The 23,260-nt window shown below is 68.6% G+C and carries 18 protein-coding genes; 5 read left to right on the forward strand and 13 right to left on the reverse strand.

Translation table 11 applies throughout. The features are described 5' to 3' along the window. The first annotated feature begins 157 nt into the window (after positions 1–157). Positions 158–1,846 (forward strand): ABC transporter ATP-binding protein/permease, encoded by a 1,689-nt coding sequence (locus ACWPN5_RS25840; protein WP_492298216.1) that lies wholly within the window; start codon positions 158–160, stop codon positions 1,844–1,846. Positions 1,847–1,854: 8 nt separating this feature from the next. On the opposite strand, the gene ACWPN5_RS25845 is transcribed toward ACWPN5_RS25840, so the two are convergent. Then, on the reverse strand, positions 1,855–4,008 hold the full coding sequence (locus ACWPN5_RS25845; protein WP_492298218.1) for a tetratricopeptide repeat protein: 2,154 nt from the start codon (positions 4,006–4,008) through the stop codon (positions 1,855–1,857). A gap of 167 nt (positions 4,009–4,175) precedes the next feature. Between ACWPN5_RS25845 and ACWPN5_RS25850 the strand changes: the two genes are divergently transcribed. Next, entirely contained in the window at positions 4,176–5,948 is a 1,773-nt protein-coding gene (locus ACWPN5_RS25850) for a radical SAM protein (RefSeq protein WP_492298220.1), read from the forward strand. On the opposite strand, the gene ACWPN5_RS25855 is transcribed toward ACWPN5_RS25850, so the two are convergent. Then, positions 5,900–7,285 carry a GH1 family beta-glucosidase gene (locus ACWPN5_RS25855; RefSeq protein ID WP_492298222.1) on the reverse strand — a complete coding sequence of 462 codons (1,386 nt, stop codon included), beginning with the start codon at positions 7,283–7,285 and terminating at the stop codon, positions 5,900–5,902. The two genes, ACWPN5_RS25850 and ACWPN5_RS25855, sit on opposite strands and share 49 nt — an antisense overlap. A gap of 134 nt (positions 7,286–7,419) precedes the next feature. On the opposite strand from ACWPN5_RS25855, the gene ACWPN5_RS25860 reads away from it, so the two are divergent. Continuing rightward, entirely contained in the window at positions 7,420–8,745 is a 1,326-nt protein-coding gene (locus ACWPN5_RS25860; protein WP_492298224.1) for a GH1 family beta-glucosidase, read from the forward strand. A gap of 178 nt (positions 8,746–8,923) precedes the next feature. Then, positions 8,924–9,391 carry a Ros/MucR family transcriptional regulator gene (locus tag ACWPN5_RS25865; protein WP_145673347.1) on the forward strand — a complete coding sequence of 156 codons (468 nt, stop codon included), beginning with the start codon at positions 8,924–8,926 and terminating at the stop codon, positions 9,389–9,391. An 85-nt stretch (positions 9,392–9,476) separates the two neighbouring features. Here ACWPN5_RS25865 and ACWPN5_RS25870 read toward each other — a convergent pair whose 3' ends face one another. The 3 genes from ACWPN5_RS25870 to ACWPN5_RS25880 form a co-directional block, all read right to left on the reverse strand. Then, positions 9,477–10,586 (reverse strand): polysaccharide deacetylase family protein, encoded by a 1,110-nt coding sequence (locus tag ACWPN5_RS25870; protein WP_247889048.1) that lies wholly within the window; start codon positions 10,584–10,586, stop codon positions 9,477–9,479. Positions 10,587–10,953: 367 nt separating this feature from the next. After that, on the reverse strand, positions 10,954–11,610 hold the full coding sequence (locus ACWPN5_RS25875) for a class I SAM-dependent methyltransferase (protein WP_492298716.1): 657 nt from the start codon (positions 11,608–11,610) through the stop codon (positions 10,954–10,956). 121 nt (positions 11,611–11,731) lie between these two features. Beyond that, positions 11,732–12,634, reverse strand: a complete 903-nt coding sequence (locus tag ACWPN5_RS25880) for an alpha/beta hydrolase (protein ID WP_247888394.1) — start codon at positions 12,632–12,634, stop codon at positions 11,732–11,734. A 122-nt stretch (positions 12,635–12,756) separates the two neighbouring features. Here ACWPN5_RS25880 and ACWPN5_RS25885 point away from each other — a divergent pair, with 122 nt between their 5' ends. After that, complete coding sequence (locus ACWPN5_RS25885) at positions 12,757–13,152, forward strand: PRC-barrel domain-containing protein (RefSeq protein WP_492298225.1); 396 nt, start codon at positions 12,757–12,759, stop codon at positions 13,150–13,152. A gap of 91 nt (positions 13,153–13,243) precedes the next feature. On the opposite strand, the gene ACWPN5_RS25890 is transcribed toward ACWPN5_RS25885, so the two are convergent. The 8 genes from ACWPN5_RS25890 to ACWPN5_RS25925 all read right to left on the reverse strand — a co-directional run bounded on the left by ACWPN5_RS25890 (position 13,244) and on the right by ACWPN5_RS25925 (position 23,134). After that, on the reverse strand, positions 13,244–14,005 hold the full coding sequence (locus tag ACWPN5_RS25890; protein WP_014242576.1) for an SDR family NAD(P)-dependent oxidoreductase: 762 nt from the start codon (positions 14,003–14,005) through the stop codon (positions 13,244–13,246). Between the two features lie 63 nt (positions 14,006–14,068). Continuing rightward, complete coding sequence (locus ACWPN5_RS25895) at positions 14,069–15,730, reverse strand: electron transfer flavoprotein-ubiquinone oxidoreductase (protein ID WP_145688471.1); 1,662 nt, start codon at positions 15,728–15,730, stop codon at positions 14,069–14,071. A gap of 49 nt (positions 15,731–15,779) precedes the next feature. Continuing rightward, complete coding sequence (locus tag ACWPN5_RS25900; RefSeq protein ID WP_200477222.1) at positions 15,780–16,607, reverse strand: universal stress protein; 828 nt, start codon at positions 16,605–16,607, stop codon at positions 15,780–15,782. A gap of 31 nt (positions 16,608–16,638) precedes the next feature. After that, entirely contained in the window at positions 16,639–17,538 is a 900-nt protein-coding gene (locus ACWPN5_RS25905; RefSeq protein WP_492298228.1) for a hydroxymethylglutaryl-CoA lyase, read from the reverse strand. A 2-nt stretch (positions 17,539–17,540) separates the two neighbouring features. Beyond that, on the reverse strand, positions 17,541–19,544 hold the full coding sequence (locus ACWPN5_RS25910) for an acetyl/propionyl/methylcrotonyl-CoA carboxylase subunit alpha (protein ID WP_492298230.1): 2,004 nt from the start codon (positions 19,542–19,544) through the stop codon (positions 17,541–17,543). Between the two features lie 20 nt (positions 19,545–19,564). Beyond that, complete coding sequence (locus ACWPN5_RS25915) at positions 19,565–20,347, reverse strand: enoyl-CoA hydratase/isomerase family protein (protein ID WP_492298232.1); 783 nt, start codon at positions 20,345–20,347, stop codon at positions 19,565–19,567. 17 nt (positions 20,348–20,364) lie between these two features. Beyond that, positions 20,365–21,972, reverse strand: coding sequence for a carboxyl transferase domain-containing protein (locus tag ACWPN5_RS25920; RefSeq protein ID WP_492298234.1), 1,608 nt, complete (start codon positions 21,970–21,972; stop codon positions 20,365–20,367). Positions 21,973–22,000: 28 nt separating this feature from the next. After that, positions 22,001–23,134 (reverse strand): acyl-CoA dehydrogenase, encoded by a 1,134-nt coding sequence (locus tag ACWPN5_RS25925; RefSeq protein ID WP_492298235.1) that lies wholly within the window; start codon positions 23,132–23,134, stop codon positions 22,001–22,003. Positions 23,135–23,260: the final 126 nt, after the last annotated feature.

Here is a 23,260-nt window from a genome sequence, read left to right on the forward strand (position 1 = left end):
CAGGGGGTGAAGGGCCATGTCGATCGCGTCCAGGACGCCGGACCGATCCGGTTTCACCCGCCGTTTCCTCCATCTTGCCGGCGGCTTCTGGTCCGGAGGTTCCCAGTCGGCCGGCCCTCAGTCGGCCGGCCCTCAGTCGGACGGCCGGAACTGGACCGTGTGGCTTCTCGCCGGTGCGCTGGGGCTGCTGACGGTCGGGCAGGTGGTCGTTCCCATCCTGCTGAACCTGTGGAGCCAACACCTGTTCGACGCGCTGGAGCAGCGCTCGATGGACCGCTTCCTGCTGATGATCGCGGCGGCGGGCGGGATCATCCTGTTCAACATCGCCAACACCATCCTGCATCTGCGGGTGAAGCGCCGCCTGCAACTGGGCTGGCGCACCTGGCTGACCCACAAGCTTCTGGGCGACTGGCTGACGCGCGGCCGGCAGCATCAGGTGACCTATCTGCCCGGCGACCACGACAACCCGGACGGGCGCATCGCCGAGGACATCCGCATCGCGACCGAGGCGGCCATCGACCTCGTCCTGTCGCTGTCCTATTGTGCGCTGCTGCTGATCAGCTTCACCAACATCCTGTGGCGGCTGTCCGGGGCGCCGGAGGTGACGCTGGCTGGGAGCACGTTCCACGTGCCGGGCTATCTGCTCTACATCGCCCTGGTCTACGCGGCGGTCGGGACGAGCATCGCCCTGCTGATGGGAAAGCCGCTGGTCAAGGCGGTGAACCGGCGGCAGGGGCACGAGGCGTCCTTCCGCTTCGGCCTCGCCCGCGTGCGGGAGAACGCGCAGGACGTGGCGCTCCTGCACGGCGAGTTGGGGGAGCGCGACCGGCTGCGTCTGCTGTTCGGCGGGGTGCAGCGGGGCTGGAACGGCCAGACACACGCCCTGTCCAACATGATGGTCTTCAGCGCCGCCTACTCGGTGCTGTCGGCCGTCTTCCCGATCCTCGTCGCGTCGCCCAGCTACATCGCCGGAGCCATCTCGCTCGGCGTGCTGATGCAGACGGCGCAGGCCTTCCAGCAGACGGTCGGCGCGCTGTCCTGGCCGATCGACAACCTCGCCCGCGCCGCGGAATGGAAGGCCTCGGTGGAGCGCGTGCTGGGCCTCCACGAGGCGCTCCAGCGCCTGGACCGCGAGATCGGCGGGGAGGGGACGGAACGCATCACCGTGGAGCGCAGCGAGGGCGGGCACAGCCTGAGCTTCCGCGGTCTGTCCATCGCCGAGCCGGACGGGCGCCGGGTGGTGGAGCCCTTCGACCTGGAGATCCGCCCCGGCGAACGTGTGCTGATCGTCGGCGATCCGGCGGCGGCGGTGCGGCTGTTCCGGGCGGTGGCGCGGGTCTGGCCCTGGGGCGGGGGAAGCGTCGTGCTGCCCGCCCTCTCCCGCGTGTTCTTCATGGCCGAGCGCCCCTATCTGCCGCACGACACGCTGCGCGCCGCCCTCAGCTATCCCCTGGGTGTGGAGACGGTGGGCGATGCCGCGGCGACGGCGGCGCTGGAGCGGGTCGGGCTCGGCCATCTGCGGCCGCGGCTGGACGAGCCCGACAGCTGGGACGAGGTCCTGGCGGTGCCGGAGCAGCAGTTGCTGGGCTTCGCCCGTCTTCTGGTCCACCGTCCCGACTGGATCTTCCTGGAGGACTCCACCGACAGCCTGGACCCGCGGACCGAGGAGGCGATGCTGCGCCTGATCGACGCCGAGTTCCCCGACGCCACCCTGATCACCATCGGCAGCCACCCCGGACTGGAGGCGCACCACCGCCGCAAGCTGCTGCTCGACCGGACGGACGACACCGTTCGGGTGCGCGAGGTGCCTTGTGGGGATCGGAGGATCGCAGCGGTCGCGGAGTAGCGAGCCTTCTACCGCGGCGTGTGCGTCGCGGCCTGAAGCCGGCGCACCAAGTCGGTCAAGGCGGCGCGACGTTCCTCCTCGGAGCGGCCCTCGGTCCGCATTTCCTCATGGATGCGGTCCGTCAGCGCGGACATCCGGTCGGTGAAGCCGGCGCGGTGCTTCTCGTCGAAAAACGGCAGGAAGACGTTGGACACGCCAAGGCGGCGGCCCAGTTCCTCGATCGGCAGGATGCCGACCGCGCCGCGCCGGCGCTCCACATCCGCGAACCCCTGGATCAGCGCCATCTGGTCGAGGAAATAGGCCATGCTGCGCTGCCGCTGCCAATGCAGGAGGACGGTGGCCGTGCGCTCCAGAACCTCCAGCATGGCATCGCTCGGGCGCAGCACGATCAGGCCGTTGCTGATGGTGTTGTAGAGATAGTCCAGGCTGTCCGGGCGATGGATGAGCATCGCCTCTTCTTCCGGCGCCATGGCGTCGACGAGGCGTCGCGGGTCGATCGGCAGCAGAGCGTCGATGTCGATCATGACCAGCGGCGGATGCCCGTGGAGGTCCAGCACGTCCGGCGCCCTCATCAGGCGCAGGCAGGTGTAGAGGGTGCACCGGCTTGCCGGATCGAGATCCGGCGGCGTCCGCTCGGTGCTGATGGTGAGGCGGCAGCGCCGCAGTGGCGCCCGCAGGCTGGAGACGACCTCCGCGATGTCCGGGCCGGGGTCGGCGATGTGGAGGTGGACCCGCTGCCCCTCGCCGCAGAAGGCGTCCACCGTCAGCAGAAGAGAGGCTGCGAACAGCCGCAGGTAGCGGTCGTCACAGGCTGCGAACAGCAACGGTCCCGCACCTGCGGCGGCTGGTTCCGACTGGAAGCCCGCCCGGTGGTCCGCGCGTTCCTTTGGCGAAACCGACCGGCAGAGGGCGTCGAAATCGTCGCCGAACGTGACGTGGCGCAGAAAGGGCAGGGCGGGAACCAGCGTCTTCAGCACGGCCCGGCCTGCCGCCTTGTTCCCTGCCGCCTCGTCCCCCGGCATGCGCAGGAGCAGCGAGCCGCGCAGGAAATCGATCCAGGGCAGCAGGTCCCGGTTCTCGTCCGCCGCGGCCTGACGGAAATGGTCGAGCGCCAGCTTCGCGGCGTCCGGTCGTCCCGCCGCGATCCGGTCGTTCGCCACATGCATGGCGATGTAGACGGGCGCCTTCCAGAACATATGCTTCGCCCGCGCCGCGGCCATCAGCCCGCCGGCATGGGCGGCGAGGGCGGCAAGACGGTCGCCACGCGCGTCGAGGAGGGCGGCGTTCTCCCACGCCGTGTAGTCCGTGGGGCGCAGGGCCGCCGTGTCCTTGTAGGCCGTTGCGGCGCTGTCGGCATCCCCCGCCGCCTGGGCGGCCTCGGCCAGATGGAAGCGGTCTTGCGCGTCGCGCGGGCGCAGCCGGGCCACCCGCGCGAGGATTGCCTGCGCGCGCATCGCGGCGGCCCGGTCGCCGTGCGTCACCGGGAGCAGGGCCAGCCCGAGTCCGGAGAGCACCGCCGGTTCGGCCGGGTCGAGGGCCGCCGCCGCCTGGAAAATTGGAATGGCGGCCCCGGTTTCCCCGGCCTTCTGAAGCGTCAGGGCGAAATTGTAAGCCGCATAGGGCGCGGCGGGGCGGAGCCGGAAGGCCCGGCGGTAGGCCGTCAGGGCCGAGGCCGGCTTGCCGGAATCCATCCTGGCGAGTTCAGAGACGGCATGGGCGATTCCCTCCTGCGCGGCACCGTCACCCGGATCGATGGTCTGGGCGGCGCGGTAGACGGCCAGTGCTTCGGCATAGCGGCCGCCGGCCCGCCGCACGCCCCCCAGCGCGACGAGCGGGCCCACTCCCGGGGCTAGGGCGATGGCGCTCCGCAGCGCCGCCTCCGCCTTGTCGAAGCACCCGAGCGCCTTCAATGCAAGCGCGAGGTTGGCGTGGTAGGCGGCGACAGTGCCGCGACGGGCGATGGCCTCGGCGATCAGGGAAGCTCCCTCCGCCGGATCGCCGGCCTGGCTCCGCAGCACCCCGAGGAGATGCAGCGCGTCGGGATGGTCGGGCTGCCGTTCCAGGAGGGTGCGGTACAGCGGTTCGGCGCCGGCAAGGTTGCCGGTCCGGTGCAGAGCCATCGCGTTCGCCAGGAGCGTTTCGGAAGGAACTGGCGCACTCATGGAGAACGTCCCTGGTTCGTCGGGGTGGTGGATGTTTCTATCCCAGGGAATCCATCGTCCTCAACCATCTACCCAAAGCGTGATCCATAGGATTGCATTTCTCGTCATGGGGGTGCTTCCTTGAGCCGCGACGACTCGACGGGGCGCAGGTGCAAGGGGCTGGAGTCATGCAGGATTTTTCCGTGAGTTTCCGGCAGGCGGTGGCGCTGCATCAGCAGGGACGCCTGCCGGAAGCGGATACGGCTTACCGCGCCGTGCTGCACGCGGTGCCGGACCATGCGGACACGCTGCGGCTGTGGGGGCTGGTCGCTTTGCAGTCGGGGGCCGCCAAGGCGGCTTGCGCGCGCCTGTGTTGCGCGGTCGCAGCCAATCCCGGCTCGGCGGAGGCGCTGCACGTTCTCGGCGGTGCGTTGCGGCAAGCGGGCGATCTTGAGAAGGCGCTCGACTCCTATCGCCGCGCGACGGTGCTGCGGCCGGTCTTTCCCGAGTGCCACTTCAACCACGGCAACGCCCTGGTCCAGGCGGAGCGGTCGCTGGAGGCCGCGGTGGCCTATCGGATGGCGGTCGTTCAGCAGCCGCTTGGGGCAAACAGCCGTCTCAATCTGGCGGGGGTGCTCAACCGCATCGGAGATGCCTCGGGGGCCGCGCTCCAGGCGCGGGCCGCGGTCGCTCTCGAACCCCATCGCCCTGCCATGCTGACGGCGCTCGGCCGTGCCGAGGCGGGGCAGGGGGACACCGTCGCTGCCGAACGGACCCATGGCCGCGCCCTCCGGCTGGACCCCCGCCAGGAGTTCCTCGTCTACGAACATGGCCTCGCCTTGTCCGAGCTCGGCCGCATCGAGGAGGCCACCACCCTCCTGCACACCCTGGTCAACTCCGCGGACGCGACCGTGAGGCTGGGAGCCAAAATGGCTCTGCACCGGCTGGTGCTCCGCTGCATCGATGTCGATGACTACCGGCGAGCCGCCGCCGTCGCCCTCAATGGCTGGAGCGGGCAGGGAAGCGCCGGAACGGCCATGCTGCCGATGAGGGTCCGCATTGAGTCCTCCAGCGCATGCAACCTGCGTTGCCGTCACTGCACCACCGGCGTGGCCTACCACAGCACCGAACGCCGTTTGCTGAAGGCGGACCTGTTCGAGCACATACTGCGGGATCTCAAGGGAACAGAGGCGCTGGTCAGTTGCGTCATGTATCTGGGAGGGGAGCCGCTGATGAATCCCCACCTGGAAGCGATGATCCGGCGCCTGAGGGACGAGACGTCGATCAATCAGATCCATTTCGTCACCAACGCCATGCTGGCGACCGAAGAGCGATGCCGCGCCCTGGCGGATTGCGGGGTGGAAAAGATCTATGTGTCGATTGACGGTCGCTCGCCGGAGGAGAATGACGCCATCCGCCGGGGCTCCCACTATCCGACGGTGCGCCGGAACCTGACCCTGATGCGCCGTTACCTGGAACCCGCCGGCGTGCAGTTGATCATCTCCAACAACATTCTGCGCCGCCCGGGGGACCCGCCGACCGCTGCGACTCCGGCCTTTCTGATCGAGGATTTTCCCGGCCTGCCGATCGCCACGAACTACGCCTACAAATGGCCGGGCTGGACACAGACGGAAGAGGAAGAGGCGCTGACGGTCGACGTCAATCCGGGACGGCGCCGCGGATTCTGCGGTGCGCCTTTCACGGAATCGGTGATCCGTCCCAACGGCGATGTGACGCTCTGCTGTTACGACATCTCCGGCATCGAGGTCATGGGCAACCTGAGGCAGGGCTCCCTGGCGGACATCTGGAACGGTGAGCGCTACCGGGCGGTGAGGCTTGCCATGATGGCCGGCGACGAGGCGGCTTTGCCCGGCGTGTGCCGGAATTGTCCGGTCTATACGGGCGAGGAGATTCAGGAGCGGCCGGCGAACCTGCCCGTCTCCGGCGTGGCGGCGGTTTGACCGCCCAACGCGCCACCGATCAGCGCCGAATACCACTTGCCGGACTCCTTCAACGTGCGTTTCTGCGTCGCGAAGTCCACATGGACGATGCCGAACCGCGTGCCGTAGCCGCCGCCCCATTCGAAGTTGTCGAGCAGCGACCACACGAAGTAGCCGCGCACGTCGGCCCCGTCCTTCAGCGCCCGGGCCATCTCGCCGATGCAGGCCTGCAGATAGTCCAGCCGCTCCCGGTCCATCACGATCCCCTGCGCGTCCGGGGCCTCCGGCGCCTTGGTGCCGTAGCCGTTCTCCGTCACATAGACCGGCAGGCGGTAGCGGGCGGTGGCCTGCAGCAACGCTTCGTGAAAGGCGCCGGGCTGGAGCGGCCAGCCGATGTCGGTGCGCGGCATGCCCTCCGGCGGGGCGCCGAAGCCGCAGCCCCACACGGCGCCGGGTTCAGCCTGGGCGAAGAGGGGGGCGTAATGGTTCATGCCGAACCAATCCACCGGCCGGCAGATCCGCGCCATGTCGCCGGCCCGGACGTAGGGCTCGATGGCGCGGGCGATGCGCGGCGGGTAGCGCCCCAGAATCTGCGCGTCGGGGAAGCACAGGTTCCACAGCTCGTCGAACAGGGCCGCCGCCTCGACGTGTTCGGGCGCCGGGTCGGCGGGGCGGCAGGGCTGGAAACTGTGCACCGCCCCTATGGACGCGCCGGGGACCAGGGCGCGCAGCACGTCCACCCCGGCCCCGTGGGCGAGGTTGGTGTGGTGGATGACCTTCAGATGCTCACCGCGGTCGGACACGCTGGGCGCGCCCCAGCCGAGCGCGTAGCCGAACAGGGTGAAGACCGAGAACTCGTTGAAGGTCGCCCAGCGCGTCACCCGGTCGCCGAAGCGGCGGGCGCAGAGGACGGCGTAGTCCGCGTACCAGCCGGCGCTGTCCCGGTTCGCCCAGCCGCCGCGCTCCTGCAGGGCCTGTGGCAGGTCCCAATGGTAGAGGCAGGCCCAGGGCTCGATGCCAGCCTCCAGCAAGCGGTCGATCAGGCGGTCGTAGAAGTCCAGCCCGGCCTCGTTCACCGCCCCGCGCCCGCGCGGCAGCACGCGCGGCCAGGAGATCGAGAATCGGTAGGCGCCGACCCCGATGTCCCGCATCAGCGCGACGTCCTCGGCGTAGCGGTGGTAGTGGTCGCAGGCGACGTCGCCGGTGTCGCCGTTGTCCACCCGGCCTTTCAGGCGGCAAAAGTGGTCCCAGATGCTGGGCGCCCGTCCATCCTCGGCCGCCGCCCCCTCGACCTGGAACGCCGATGTGGAGGTCCCCCACAGGAAGCCATCGGGAAAACGGGAGGGGAAGAGGGGCATCGCTCGCCGTTCCACAGCCTTATGTTCCAAGGGAGATCGCTCCGTCGAACCATTCGCCCGTCATTATGCCTGTTTCTTGACCATTCCGCCAAAGGTAGTATGGGTATGGACCCTGGTTGTGGACGGAGACGGCGATGGCGGAGCTGCCGAAGGATTTTGTCTGGGGGGTCTCCACCTCCGCCTATCAGATCGAGGGTGCCGCGGCGGCGGACGGGCGCGGTCCGAGCATCTGGGACACGCGCTGCCGCACGGCGGGCGGTGTGGTGAACGGCGACACCGGCGACGTCGCCTGCGACCATTATCACCGCTACGCCGAGGACGTCGCGCTGATGAGCGGGCTGGGGGTGGATGCCTACCGATTCTCCGTGGCGTGGCCCAGGGTGCTGCCGCGCGGGCGGGGGGCGGTCAACCAACCGGGTCTGGACTTCTACGACCGCCTGATCGACGCGGTGCTGGGGGTGGGGATCGAGCCCTGGCTGTGCGTCTATCACTGGGACCTGCCGCAGGCCCTGCAGGACCGCGGCGGCTGGGCGAGCCGGGACAGCGCCGGCTGGTACGCCGATTACACGGCGCTGTTGGCGCGGCGCTACGGCGACCGGGTGAAGCGTTGGATCACCTTCAACGAGTTCTCCGTCTTCACCCTGTTCGGCTACGCCATTCCCTGGGCGGCCCCCGGCATCACCGACCGCGACCAGCATCTGCGGGCCATCCACCATGTCAACCTTGCCCATGGGGCCGGGGTGGACGTGATCCGTGACTTGGTCCCCGGCGCGTCCATCGGGGCGGTGCACAACCGCCAACGCGTGCTGCCGGAAGGCGGCCGGCCCGAGAACGCGGAGGCCGCCGCCCTGCTGGACGAGCACTGGAACCTGACCTTCTGCGATCCGCAGCTCCTCGGCCACTACCCGCCGCGCGTCGCCCGCGCCATCGAGCCTTACGTGAAGGCGGGCGACATGGCGCGAATTTGCCGGCCCATGGACTGGTTCGGCCTGAACCACTACGGCCCGATCTTCGCCCGCGCGACCCCCGGCACCACCTGGGGTTACGGCTGGGGCGACGCGCCCCCCAATTCGCCGACCTATGGTGTCGGATGGGCGGTTTTCCCCGACGCCTTCCGCGACGAGCTGCTGGACATCACCCGCCGTTACCGCATGCCCATCGTCATTACGGAAAACGGTTGCGGCGGCAGCGATTCGCCGGATGAATCGGGTGTCATCGACGACCAGCACCGAATCAACTACCTGCGACTCTATAACGCCTCAATGCACGAGGCGATTCGCGGCGGAGCGGATGTGCGCGGTTACTTCGTCTGGTCGCTTCTGGATAATTTCGAGTGGGGAAGCGGGTACGGCAACCGTTTCGGCATCGTCCACGTCGACTTCGAATCGCAGAAACGCACGCCGAAAGCCTCGGCCCGCTGGTACGCCGACCTGATTAGGAGCGCGCGTTCCGCCGCCTGAACGGGCAGGGATTTCGCCGCCGGAGCCTACTATTTCCATTCGACTGGACCGTCCGGCCGCGTGTCCTGCGTGAAACACATTACACATTTGCATGTTAAACCTGATGCACAGGCTTGCGCTTTGCGCATCACTTTGCCCATCCTCCGTTCTGGATCATTCGTTCTCGAAGGAAACTGACATGCAAAGCAGCGACACCGACGGTTCTGAGAATTCGGCCAGCGATCTGGTCGCCATGACGGGTAAGATCGTTGCGTCTTATGTCCGCTCGAACCAGATCGCGGTGAATGATCTTCCGAACCTCATCCGGATCGTCCACCAAAGTCTGTCGGGCACGGGTCGTCCGGTGGAGCCGGAGGCGGTGGAACTGCGCCCTGCCGTGCCGGTGAAGAAGTCGGTGATGCCGGACTACATCGTCTGCCTTGAGGACGGTAAGAAGCTGAAGATGCTGAAGCGCTATCTGCGCACGGCTTATGGAATGACTCCGGACGAATACCGCCGCAAATGGGGCCTGCCCGCGGACTATCCGATGACCGCCCCGAATTACGCGGAGCAGCGGTCCGCCTTCGCCAAGTCGATCGGTCTCGGCAAGAAGGCCGCCGCTCCGGCGAAGCCGGCCCGCCGCGGCCGCGCCAAGAACGTCGCCTGACCACGCGTCCGTTCCGAACCGCCTCTTTCCCGACAGCCGGGAAAGAGGCGGCGGGGCCGTCCGGCACCGATTCTGCTTTCCCTCCTCAGCGCTGCGCGATGCGCGGCGTGGCGAGGCTGTTCAGGCTGGTGATCCATTCCGACAGGGTGACGAAGCGGCAACCGCGCGTGCGCAGCAGGCCGATGGCCCGGGGAAGGGCTTCCGCCGTCGCGTTGTAGGTGGTGTGCATCAGGACAACGCTGCCGATGGTGCCGGTCGCTTCGAGCTGAGCCATGATCTTGCCGGCATCGCGGGTGAACCAGTCGCGCGTGTCGACGTTCCACAGCGCCGGGCTCATCTTTTCCTGTTCGACGGCGTTCAACGTGTCGTTGTTCCAGCGTCCGGCGGGCGGGCGGAACAGCACCGGGTCGGCGCCGGACTGGGACAGGATGCGATTCGTTTCCGCGATCTGCGCGCGTTGCGCCTCGGTGTTCAGGGTGCGCATGTTGGGGTGGGTCAGGCTGTGGTTGCCGACCTCATGCCCCTCCTGAACGATGCGTTGGATGATCCGCGGGTGGCGGACCGCGACGTTGCCGATCGGGAAGAAGGTCGCCCGCACGCCCTCGCTGCGCAGGATGTCGAGGATCCGCGGAGTCACCGACGGATGTGGCCCGTCGTCGAAGGTCAGGGAGCAGAGGTTCCAGCGGCTGGCCTTCAACGCCCCGATGTCAACCCGTGCCTCGTTGCCGGGCACGATGGCGGCGATCCGCGACAGGCGCGACGCCTGCCGCTCGATCTCCTGCATTTCCCGGCTCTGATCCGGGCTGTAGGTGACGACGCCGTTGTGGTCGTTGTCCTCCGGTGCGGCGGTTGGGGCTGCGGCCGGCCGCTCGGCGGCGTCAACCACGAGGCAACTGCCGCCGCCGCCGACGATCCGGCGGCAGACGAAGTTGGGGTCGAGGTCGGGCAGGGGGGCGGCCCGCAGAACGAAGCCGGAGTCGGGAACGTCGGGCCGTTGCGGGGCGACTCGGGGGACCAGGTCGGCGACCATGTCGGGCTGGCGCCGGACGACGGCCTTCCAGGCGACCCAGGCGTCAGCTTCCGTCCGGTAGACGCCGAACTGGAGCATCTTGGCCGGCTGGCTGTCCGCATCCTTGCGCAGTGTGGTGACGGTGGCAAGGTGCGGCTGGTCCGCGGCGTGGACCGGGCCAGTCAACGGGACGTGGGCGATCGCCGTCAGCAGGGCTGCGGAGAGAAACCCGAGGGGCTGTCGCCGCCGCTTCGTTGCGGAGGCGAAAATGTGAAGGGTGGAAAGGCCCGAACCTGACATCATGTGCGATCGACCATCAACATCGCCGCGGTGAGATCAGGTGTGGGCGATACCTCTAATGAGATAGAGCAAAATTTATCACGTCTCCATAAGGATCGTCGTCAAAGGTACGTTGTCACGGATTTCCTCAGCTTATTTTCCATAATGTTCCTTATGGAACTTTTGACTGCAAGTGGCGCCAAACCGCAGCGAAACAGGCTGGCGCACGGCTCGGTGCGTCTGCTTTCCAGCCCGAAGGGGGCGGTCTCGACGGTCAGCGCCGCCGCAGCAGGGTCACGCCATCGCCCACGGGCAACATGCACAGGGCCACCCTCTCGTCCTCCAGACGGGCCGTATTGAAGGCACGGATAGCTTCGGTCTTGTGCTTGCGGTCACTGGGATCGGCGACTCGTCCGCGCCACAGGGTGTTGTCCACCACGATCAGGCCACCGCGCCTCACCAGACGCAGGCACCGTTCGTAATATGCGTCGTAATTCTCCTTGTCGGCGTCGATGAAGGCGAAATCGAACGAATCGCCCGCACCGTCCGCGACGAGCTTGTCGAGGCTGTCGAGCGCCGGCCCGATGCGCAGGTCGATCTTGCCCGCGACCTCGGCCCTGCTCCACGCCGCGCGAGCCTGGGCGGTCCATTGCTCGTTGATGTCGAGGCTGACCACCCGGCCATCCTCCGGCAGCGTCAGCGCCACCGTCAGCGCGCTGTAGCCGGTGAAGGTTCCGATGTCCAGGGTGCGGCGCGCGCCGATCATCTCGACCAGGAAAGCCAGGAGTTGGCCTTCCTCGGGCGCGATCTGGTAATGGGCCTCGGTCATTGTGGCCGTCTCGGCGCGCAGCGACGCCTGGATGGGCGTTTCGCGCAGGGAAGCGTCGAGCATGTACCGATAAATGGCCTCGGGCATGAAGATCGACTGCACGGTCAAGGAATCCGCTCCCTCATCTGGCCGTCCACCTTGTGCGGACGTCGCTTCACATGTGGGGAGCGCCGGGCGATCCGAAAGGTCCCCCGCTGTCCGCGAGCCCGCGTTGATGCCTGAATCAATCCGGGTTTCGACCGAAGGAGAAGCGCAGGGCATCGGCCACGGCGAGCGGCAGCATGGAACCGTGGCTTTCCTCGACGAAATCATGGAAGGCGAGGCGCAAACCCGGAACCGTCGCCAGGGTGGCGACGACCTCCCTCCCCGTCTGTCCGGAGCGCAATCGCTTCAACCGCTCGGCGTCCGCCTGGGGCAAGGGGCGCTCCACCAGCTTGCCGGACGTTTCGATCAGAAGAGCCGTGCCGGGCGGCACGCCCGTCGTCTTCGAACGCTCCAGAAACGCCGCCTGCTCGCCCAGGATGGCTTGCCCGCTCCACCAGACCGCCGGATCGGCGGCGATGTAGGTCTGGAACAGATCTCCTCTGGTGTAGAAGACGTAGAGGGAGAACAGCCCGCCCAGCGAGTGGCCGAACAAGGTCCGGCGCTGCCGGTCGGCGGGCAGGCGTGCCTCAACGGCCGGGATCACCTGCGTCTCGATGAAGGCAAGAAAATCGTCGCGCCCGCCGGTTTCGATGACGGAGGCGCCATCCCGCGACGGAGGAATGAACTCCGGCGGGGTTGGCGGGGTCAGATCGCGGTAGCGGCGCAGGATGTCAAACGGCCCATCGGTCGGATAGCCGATTCCAACGATCACCGCGGAACTGTAGGGATCCGGCGGGCTCGGACCGATGACCGTCTCCATCATCGGCACGGTCGCGTTGCCGTCCAGCAGGTAGATGACCGGATATCCGCCGGGTGGCGGCGGTTGCGCGGGGCGGACGAGAAAGATCCGGTAATCCAGTCCCGTCCGGTCGGCGCGCACATCGAACTGTTCCATCCTGCGGGCTTCCTTCATGGCCTCGGCTGTCACGGATTCCGCCTGCGCGGTCTGAATGCCGAAGCCGGACAAGGTCGCCAGCAGCACGGTCGTGGCAAATCGGAGCATGAGCGGTTCCCGCACAATCGGACGGTGCGCACCGGCGCATCGGATGGAACCGTGCCGGCGGCTCCATGTTGTTGCACGGTCAGCAGCAGGAGAGCAATGCGATGAGAAAGCTCCTTTCCGCAACGGCGGTCACCCTTGTCATGATGGCCGCCGGTCCTTCGCTCGCCCAGCAGAGCGCCGCCATCACCAACCCGGCCAACGCCTATCGGGAGGTCAAGGACGACAACGTCATGGTGCCGTCGCTCAAGCGGACGGTCGGGCAACTGGACGACATGGACGTCATGGGGCCGGACGGCACGAAGATCGGCGAGGTGGAGGAGGTGCTGATGGACGCCTCCGGTCAGCCGGTCGCCGTGGTGGTGGACGTGGAGCACGGCGTGGGGATCGGCGACAAGGAGGTGATTGTCGGGCTGGACCAGTTGCGCGACGACGGGCGGGCCCTGACGACCGCACTGACCAACGCGCAACTCGGTAGCCTGCCGATCTGGGACGATTGAGGCGGAGGACGATCGTCGTTCGACGCCCTCCCCTTCTCCGCGCTGTTTCGCAGCGCGGAGAAGAACCATGACACCGATCCGCCGAATCCCGTTACTGCGGCGCCATGCGGATGGCGCCGTCCAGCCGGATCACCTCGCCGTTCAACATCTCGTTCTCCAGAATGTGCTGCACGAGGCGGGCGTATTCGGACGGCTGGCCGAAGCGCTTCGGGAAGGGCACCGTGGCGGCGAGGCTGTCCTGCACCTCCTGCGGCATGTTCAGCAGCATCGGCGTGCCGATCAGACCCGGCGCGATGGTCATGACACGCACGCCGCTGCGCGCCAGATCGCGGGCGGCGCAGATGGTCAGGGCGACGATGCCGCCCTTCGACGAGGCGTAGGCGGCCTGCCCGATCTGGCCCTCATAGGCGGCGACGGAGGCGGTGTTGACGATCACCCCGCGCTCCCCCGATTCCAGCGGGTCGAGCGTGCCCATGTCCGCGGCGGCGAGGCGCAACATGTTGAAGGTGCCGATCAGGTTGACCTCGATCACCTTGCGGAAATCGTCCAGCGCCATCGGGCCGTCGCGCCCGACGATGCGCTTGGCCGGGGCGACGCCCGCGCAGTTGACCGCGATGCGAGCCGGGCCATGGGCAGCCCGGGCCTCGGCCACGGCCTTCTCCGCCGACTCCGCGCTCGACACGTCGCAGAGCAGGCCCAGGCCGCCGATCTCCTCGGCGACCTGCTTGACCGCCGCCTCGTTCATGTCGAGGACAGTGACCTTTGCGCCCAGCTTCGCCAGATGGCGCGCGGTTTCCGCCCCCATGCCGGAGGCGCCACCGGTGACGATGGCGGCCTGACCGTTGATCTGCATCGTGTTTCCCCCCTGCTGTCGTTATCGAAGTCCCCTCTCCCCGGAGGGGAGAGGGTTGAAGCGTCACATCCCGCCCGGATAGTTCGGTCCCCCACCGCCCTCCGGGACGACCCAGTTGATGTTCTGGGTGGGGTCCTTGATGTCGCAGGTCTTGCAGTGCACGCAGTTCTGCGCGTTGATCTGCAGCCGCGGATCGCGGCCGTCCTCCGCCCGCACGATCTCGTACACCCCCGCCGGGCAGTAGCGCGTCTCCGGAGCGTCGTAGAGCGCCAGATTGACCGCGATCGGCACCGACGCGTCCTTCAGCGTCAGGTGCGCCGGCTGGTCCTCCTCGTGGTTGGTGTTCGACAGATACACCGAGGACAGCCGGTCGAACGACACCACCCCGTCCGGCTTGGGATAGGCGATCTTCGGCATCTCCGACGCCTTCTTCAGCGTCTCGTGATCGCCGTGCCGGTGGTGCAGCGTCCACGGCGACTTGCCCTTGGTCGCCGTCTCGTAGGCCGCGTTGGCCAGACCCGCCCACAGCCCCTTCTGGAAGCCCGGACGGATGTTGCGCACCGCGTGAAGCTCCGACCACACCCAGGACGCCTTCAGCTTCTCCGGATAGGCCACCGCCTCGCGCGCCGGCGCCTCGCTATTGGTCTGGGCCGACAGAAGCTCGTGCACCGCCTCAGCCGCCAGCATGCCCGACTTCATCGCGGTGTGGTTGCCCTTGATCTTGGGCACGTTGAGGAAGCCCGCCGCGTCGCCGACGATCAGACCGCCGGGAAAGGTCAGCTTGGGGATCGACTGGAAGCCGCCCTCGCTGAGCGCCCGCGCGCCATAGGCGATGCGCCGCCCGCCCTCGAAGGTCGGACGGATCGCCGGGTGGGTCTTGTAGCGCTGGAACTCCTCGAAGGGCGACAGGTGCGGGTTTTCGTAGTCGAGCCCGACCACGAAGCCGACCGACACCAGGTTGCCCTCCATGTGGTAGAGCCAGGAGCCGCCGTAGGTCTTGGGGTCCATCGGCCAGCCGATGGTGTGGACGATCAGGCCGGGCTGCGACTTGGCGGGTTCGACCTCCCACAGCTCCTTGATGCCGATGCCGTAGGTCTGCGGGTCGGCGTCGCGGCGCAGGTCGAAGCGCTCGAACAGCGTCTTGGTCAGCGAGCCGCGGCAGCCCTCGGCGAAGATGGTCTGCCGGGCGTGCAGCTCCATGCCCGGCGTGTAATTGGCGGTCTTCTCGCCGTCCTTGCCGATGCCCATGTCGCCGGTGGCCACACCCTTGACCGCGCCGCTGTCGTCGTAGAGCACCTCCGCCGCGGCGAAGCCGGGGTAGATCTCGACACCCAGCTCCTCGGCCTGCCCGGCCATCCAGCGGGCGAGGTTGCCGAGGGAGATGATGTAGTTGCCGTGATTGTGCATCTGCGGCGGGGCGAAGGGCGACTTCAGCGCCTTGGTCTCGGTGAGGAAGAGGAAGCGGTCCTCGCGCGCCGGGGTGGTCAGGGGCGCGCCCTTGTCCTTCCAGTCGGGGATCAGCTCGTCGAGCGCGTGCGGCTCGAACACCGCGCCGGAGAGCAGGTGGGCGCCGACCTCCGAGCCCTTCTCGACGACGCAGACCGACAGCTCCTGCCCCGCCTCGTTGGCGAGCTGTTTCAGGCGGATGGCCGCGCTCAGGCCCGACGGGCCGGCTCCGACGACAAGGACGTCGTACTCCATCACCTCGCGCGGGTCGCGAGCCATCTCGTCAGCCATTTCTTCTTCTTTCCTTGTTTCGTGCGAACAACGTCGGTCAGTGCGACAACAGAACGGGAAGGGTCATCTGGCGCAGGATCTGGCGGGTGTTGCTGCCCCGCCCGAACAGCGGGAACAGCGAGCCGCCATAGCCGCCGAAACCACCCATCACCAGAAGATCGGCGCCATGGTCCGAGGCGCGCGACAGCACGGCGTCCATGGGGGTCATGCTGGCGATGGTCATGCGCTCCTGCGTGGCCGTCACGCCATGGCTCGCCAGATGCTCAAGGATATCGACCTGCGGGACGTTGCCGCCCCCCTCCGCCCGCGGCTGGGTGTGGAAGGCGAGCAGGAGCACGGAACTGGCCTGCTTCAGCAGCGGCAGCGCGTCGTTGACGGCGCGGGCAGCCTCGCGGCTGCCGTTCCAGGCGATCACCGGGCGGTCGGCGAGCTGCGGGTAGCTGCCGCTGTGCGGCACGACCAGGATCGGGCGCCCGGCGTTCAGCACCACCTCTTCGAGCAGGTCCGCCGGGACGCGGCTGTCCTCCGGATCGTGCTGGCCGAAGACGGCGAGGTCGACGTAGCGCGAGCAGATCACCGTCTCGGCGATCACATGGCCGTACTCGCCGTGGCTGAGCTGCCACCAGCGCGTCGTCACCCCGGCCTCGCGGGCCTTTTCCTCGAACAGCTCCCGCGCCCGCTGCGCCGCCTGGGTCAGCGCCGGGCCGGCCTTGCGCGTGACGATGCCGGCGCCGGAGCTGTCGCTTTGCGCGAACAGGCCGGTCAGCGTGGCACCATGCTTCTGCGCCAGGGTCAGGGCGACGGTCAGCCGCTCCCCGCAGCGGTCGCTGTCGTCCACATGCACCAGCAGGTTCGTGAAGCTCATGGCGCCCTTCCCTTCCCTCTTTCCCCGTGTTTTACGCACATCCCCGCGCGCGGGCGACCTTCGAGGCGGTTGGGCGGCCGATGGCATCGCTGATATAAGCGCCAGCCGCCACCAGCCGGTCCAGATCCACCCCCGTTTCGACGCCCAGCCCGTTCAGCATGTAGAGCACGTCCTCGCTCGCCACGTTGCCCGACGCCCCCTTGGCGTAGGGGCAGCCACCGAGCCCGGCGACCGAGCTGTCCACCACCGCCACGCCCATCTCCAGCGTCGCCAGGATGTTGGCGAGCGCCTGCCCGTAGGTGTCGTGGAAATGCACCGCCAAGCGCTCCATCGGCACGCGCTCCGCCACCGCCGCGATCATCGCCTGGGCCTTGGCCGGCGTGCCGGTCCCGATGGTGTCGCCGAGCGAGACCTCGTAGCAGCCCATGTCGAGCAGCCGCCCCGCCACCTCGGCCACCGCCGCCGGAGCGATCTCCCCCTCGTAGGGGCAGCCGAGCACGCAGGAGACATAGCCGCGCACCGGCACGCCCTGGGCCTTCGCTTGCTCCAGCACCGGGACGAAGCGGTCCAGGCTTTCGGCGATGGAACAGTTGATGTTCTTCTGGCTGAAGCTCTCCGACGCGGCGGCGAAGACCGCCACCTCGTCGGCGCGGGCGGCGAGCGCGCCCTCCAGCCCCTTGGCGTTCGGGGTGAGGGCGACGTAGCGCACCCCCTCCTTGCGCCGGATGCCGGCGAAGACGTCCGGCGTGTCGGCCATCTGCGGGACCCATTTGGGCGACACGAAGCTGCCGGCCTCGATGGCGGTCAGCCCGGCGTCGGCCAGCCGGTCGACCAGACCGATCTTCACCGCCGTCGGGACGATCTGCTTCTCGTTCTGGAGGCCGTCGCGCGGGCCGACCTCCACCATGCGGACGCTTTTCGGCAGGCGCATGCTCATCCCTCCGTCACGTCGAGGACCAGCAGGTCCACGCCTTCGGACACCTGATCGCCCGCCGCGAAGTTGACGGCGCTGACCGTGCCGGCGGCGGGGGCCTTTATGGTGTGCTCCATCTTCATCGCTTCCAGAAGCATCAGCGGCGCGCCCGCCTCCACCGTCTGGCCGGGCTCGACCAGCACGCGGACGACGGTGCCCGGCATCGGCGCGGTGAGGCGGCCGGAGCCGCCCTCCTGCTCCGCGGCACGGGCGGTCGGGTCGTCCAGATGCAGCCGCCACACCGCCCCGTCCGACAGGATGGTCAGGTCCAGCCCTTGGCAGACCACCGTGGCGCGGGTGCGCACGGCGTCGATGGTGGCGGTCAGCGTCTCGCCGTCGAGCGTCACCCGCTCCGCCCGGATGGCCGGACGGCCCTCCACTTCGATCTCGTAGCCGTCGGGGCGGAAATGCAGGGTCAGGGCGCGCGGCGTGTCGCCATCGAGCAGGCGCAGGTCGTGGTGGTTGTCGTCGTTGAGGCGCCAGCCGCTGGCCGACAGCCAGGGCGACCAGGGGTCCGACGCGGCGCGGCGGGCCTTGCGGGCCTCCGCGTTGCGGCGGAGAAGCACGCTGAGCGCGGCGATGGCCAGCCCGCGGTCCGGCACCGGGGCCGGCGGGGGCAGCAGATCGGCGCGGTGCCGCTCGATGAAGCCGGTGTCGATCTCCACCGCGCGGAAGGCCGGATGCCCGGCGATGGCGCCGAGGAAGGCCACGTTGGTGGTCACTCCGACCACCTCGTAGGCGGCGAGCGCCACGCGCAGACGGCGGAGTGCGGCGTCGCGATCCTCGTCCCAGACGATCAGCTTGGCGATCATCGGGTCGTAGAACATGGTGACCTCGTCGCCCTCGCGGACGCCGGTGTCCACCCGGACATGCTCGTTCTCGGCGGGCGGGCGCAGGCGGACCAGCTTGCCGATGGCCGGAAGGAACTCGCGCTGCGGGTCCTCCGCGTAGAGGCGCGCCTCGAAGGCGTGGCCGCGGCGGGTGAGCTGGTCCTGCATCAGCGGCAGCGTGCCCCCGGCGGCGACGCGCAGCTGCCACTCGACGAGATCCTGGCCGGTGATCTTTTCGGTCACCGGATGCTCCACCTGGAGGCGGGTGTTCATCTCGATGAAATAGAAGCCGCCGTCCTCGTAGAGGAACTCCACCGTGCCGGCGCCGACGTAGTTCACCGCCTTGGCGGCGGCCACCGCGGCCTCGCCCATGCGGCGGCGCAGGTCGTCGGGCAGCGCGGGGGCCGGGGCCTCCTCGATCACCTTCTGGTGGCGGCGCTGGATCGAGCAGTCGCGCTCGAACAGATAAACGCCGTTGCCGTGGGCGTCGCAGAAGACCTGAATCTCGACATGGCGCGGGCGGCCCAGATACTTCTCCAGAAGCACGCTGTCGTCGCCAAAGGCGGCCTTGGCCTCGCGCTTGGCGCCGGCCACCGCGTCGGCGAACTCGCCGACGGCGCGGACCACGCGCATGCCCTTGCCGCCGCCGCCCGCCGACGCCTTGACCAGCACCGGATAGCCGATGCGCTCGGCCTCCGCGGCCAGCGTCTCCAGGTCCTGGGCCTCGCCGTGGAAGCCGGGGACCAGCGGCACGTCGGCCTGGGACATCACGCGCTTGGATTCCGCCTTGGAGCCCATGACGCGGATGGCCTCAATCGGCGGGCCGATGAAGACCACGCCGGCCTCGGCGCAGGCCGCCGCGAAGCCGGCGTTCTCCGACAGGAAGCCATAGCCGGGATGGATGGCCTGGGCGCCGGTGCGCTTGGCGACCTCGAGGATCGCGTCGCCGCGCAGGTAGCTCTCGCCGACCGGCGCCGGGCCGATGCAGACAGCCTCGTCGGCCATCTCCACATGCATGGCGCGGGCGTCGGCTTCCGAGTACACGGCGACGGTGCGGATGCCCATGCGGCGGGCGGTGCGGATGACGCGGCAGGCGATCTCGCCACGGTTCGCGATCAGAATCTTGTCGAACATGCCTGTCTCAACCATGGGACTCAGCTCCGCCACGCCGGTTCGCGTTTCTCCAGGAAGGCGCCGACGCCCTCCCTCCCCTCGTCGCTCGCGCGCTGGCGGGCGATGCGCTCCGCCGTGCCGCGGACCAGCGCGTCGTCCAGCGGGCGGCGCGCCACCGCGCGGATCAGCTCCTTCGCCGCGGTCTGGGAGGCCGGGCCGCATTGCAGCAGGTTGCGGACCATCGCCTCGACCGCGGCGTCCAGCTCCGCCGCCGGAACGGTCTGGTGCAGCAGGCCGAGCCGCATCGCCTCGGCGGCGGAGAAGCGTTCCGCCGTCAGGAAGTAGCGGCGGCAGGCGCGCTCGCCCATCGCGGCCACCACATAGGGGCTGATGACCGCGGGGATCAGGCCCAGCCGCACCTCGGTCAGGGCGAAGCTGGCCGTCTCGGCGGATATGGCGATGTCGCAGGCGGCGACCAGCCCCACCCCGCCGCCGAAGGCCGGCCCCTGCACCACGGCGATGGTCGGCTTCGGGCATTCATCCAGCGTGCGCAGCATGGTGGCGAGGCCCATGGCGTCCTGGACGTTCTCGTCGTGGCTGTAGCCCGCCATCTTCTTCATCCAGCCGAGATCGGCCCCGGCGGAGAAGCTCTTGCCCGCGCCGCGCAGCAGGATGACGCGGACGTCCGGGTTCGACCCCAGGCTGAGGAAGGCGTCGGTCAGATCGGCGATGACCTGCTCGTTGAAGGCGTTGTGCACCTCCGCCCGGTTCATCGTGACGGTCGCCACCCCGTTGGAGGCGATGTCGATCATAATGTCGCTCATGCTCGTCGTCCCCCCGCTCACATCCGGAACACGCCGAAGGTGGTCTTCTCGACCGGAGCGTTCAGCGACGCCGACAGGCCGAGGCCGAGCACCATGCGGGTGTCCGCCGGGTCGATGATGCCGTCGTCCCACAGCCGGGCGGAGGCGTAGTAGGGATGGCCCTGGTCTTCGTACTGCTGGCGGATCGGGGCCTTGAACGCCTCCTCATCCTCCGGCGCCCAGCTCTTGCCCTGGGATTCCATGGCGTCGCGCCGCACCTGGGCGAGCACACCCGCCGCCTGCTCCCCGCCCATCACCGAGATGCGCGAGTTCGGCCACATCCACAGGAAGCGCGGAGAATAAGCGCGCCCGCACATCCCGTAGTTGCCCGCACCGTAGCTGCCGCCGATGATGACGGTGAATTTCGGCACCTTGGCGCAGGCGACGGCGGTGACCAGCTTTGCGCCGTCCTTGGCGATGCCGCCGGCCTCGTACTTCCGCCCGACCATGAAGCCGGTGATGTTCTGCAGGAAGACCAGTGGAATGCCGCGCTGGCAGCACAGCTCGACGAAATGCGCGCCCTTCAGGGCGGATTCGCTGAACAGGATGCCGTTGTTGGCGATGATGCCGACCGGGTAACCGAAGATATGGGCGAAGCCGCAGACCAAAGTCGTGCCGTAGAGCGGCTTGAACTCGTCCAGAACGGAGCCGTCGACGACGCGGGCGATGACCTCGCGCACGTCGAAGGGCTTGCGCGGGTCGCTGGGGATGACGCCGTAGAGCTCGCGCGGGTCGTAGGCCGGCTCCTGCGGCTCGCGCAGATCCATGTCGATGCGCTTGCTGCGGTTCAGGTTCGACACGACCTTGCGCGCCATGGCGAGCGCGTGGGCGTCGTTCATCGCGTAATGGTCGGTCACGCCGGAGGTGCGGGAATGCACATCCGCCCCGCCGAGGTCTTCCGCCGACACCACCTCGCCGGTCGCCGCCTTCACCAGCGGCGGGCCACCGAGGAAGATGGTGCCCTGGTTGCGCACGATGATCGCCTCGTCCGACATCGCCGGGACGTAGGCGCCGCCGGCCGTACAGCTTCCCATCACCACCGCGATCTGCGGGATGCCCTGGGCCGACATGTTGGCCTGGTTGAAGAAGATGCGGCCGAAATGGTCGCGGTCGGGGAACACCTCGTCCTGGTTCGGCAGGTTGGCGCCGCCCGAATCCACCAGATAGATGCAGGGCAGATTGTTCTGCTGGGCGACTTCCTGGGCGCGCAGGTGCTTTTTGACCGTCAGGGGGAAGTAGGTACCGCCCTTCACCGTGGCGTCGTTGACGACCACCATGCATTCCTGCCCGGCCACGCTGCCGATGCCGGTGATGATGCCCGCCGCCGGGATGTCGTCGTCATAGACCTTGTGGGCGGCCATCTGCGACAGCTCCAGGAAGGGCGATCCCACGTCCAGGAGCTGGCGGATGCGCTCGCGCGGCAGCAGCTTGCCGCGGGACAGGTGCTTGTCGCGGGCCTTGGCACCGCCACCCTGTTTGATCGCGCCCACCTTCTCGCGCAGGTCGGCGACCAGGGCGGACATGGCGTCGGCGTTCGTCTGGAACTCGGCGGAGCGCGGGTTCAGGGCGCTCTTCAGGACGGTCATGGCCGTCGTCCTCCCGTCTCTTCTTGTTCTACTGCATCAGGGCGCGGCTGATGACCAGCCGCTGGATGTCGCTCGTGCCCTCGTAAATCTGGCAGACGCGCACGTCTCTATAAATGCGCTCCACCGGGAAATCGTTCAGGTAGCCGTAGCCGCCGTGGATCTGGATGGCGTCGGAGCAGACGCGCTCGGCGATCTCCGAGGCGAACAGCTTCGCCATCGCCGCCTCCTTCAGGCAGGGCTCGCCGGCGTCGCGCAGGCTCGCGGCGTGCAGGACGAGCTGGCGCGCGGCCTCCACCTTCGTCGCCATGTCGGCCAGCCGGAAGGCCACCGCCTGATGCTGGATGATCGGCACGCCCATGCTCTGCCGCTCCTGGGCGTAGCGGGTGGCGTGGTCGAGCGCGGAACGGGCCATGCCCACCGACTGCGAGGCGATGCCGATGCGCCCGCCCTCCAGGTTGGCAAGCGCCACCCGGTAGCCGCCGCCCTCCGCGCCCAGCATCAGGTCGGCGGGGATGCGGCAGTCCTCCAGCACGATCTGGCAGGTGTCGGAACAGCTCTGCCCAAGCTTCTCCTCGACCCGCGCGACCTGGAAGCCGGGGGTGTCGGTCGGCACGATGAAGGCGGTGATGCCCTTCTTGCCGGCGTCGGGGTTGCTGACCGCGAAGACGATGGCAACGTCGGCGTTCTTGCCCGACGTGATGAACTGCTTGGTGCCGTTGAGGACCCAGTGGTTGCCGTCGCGGCGGGCGCGGGTCTTGATGGCGGCGGCGTCGGACCCCGCCTGCGGCTCCGTCAGGCAGAAGCAGCCGAGCTGTTCGCCGCGGGCCATCGGCTTCAGGAAGCGCTCCTTCTGCTCGGCGCTGCCGAACTTCAGGATCGGCATGCAGCCGACGGAGTTGTGCACGCTCATGATGGTGGAAATGGCGCCGTCGCCCGCCGCGATCTCCTCGATGGCGAGCGCGTAGGCGATGTGGTCGGTGCCGGCGCCGTCGAACTCCTCCGGCACCAGCATGCCCATCAGGCCGAGCCGGCCCATCTCGGCCAGCTCCTCCTTGGGGAAGGCGCCGGTGCGGTCGCGCTCGGCGGCGGTGGGCGCCAGCCGTTCCGCCGCGAAGTCCCGCGCCATGTCGCGCACCATCCGCTGCTCTTCCGTCAGCCGCATTGCTTTCCCTCCCGTTCTCCCTCTCCCCTCTGGGGAGAGGGCCGGGGTGAGGGGGGTGCGCTTTTGCCGGACGCTCCGACATGCGCACCCCCCTCACCCTAACCCTCTCCCCAGAGGGGAGAGGGG

It is taken from the genome of Azospirillum sp. UENF 211521, assembly GCF_058780535.1.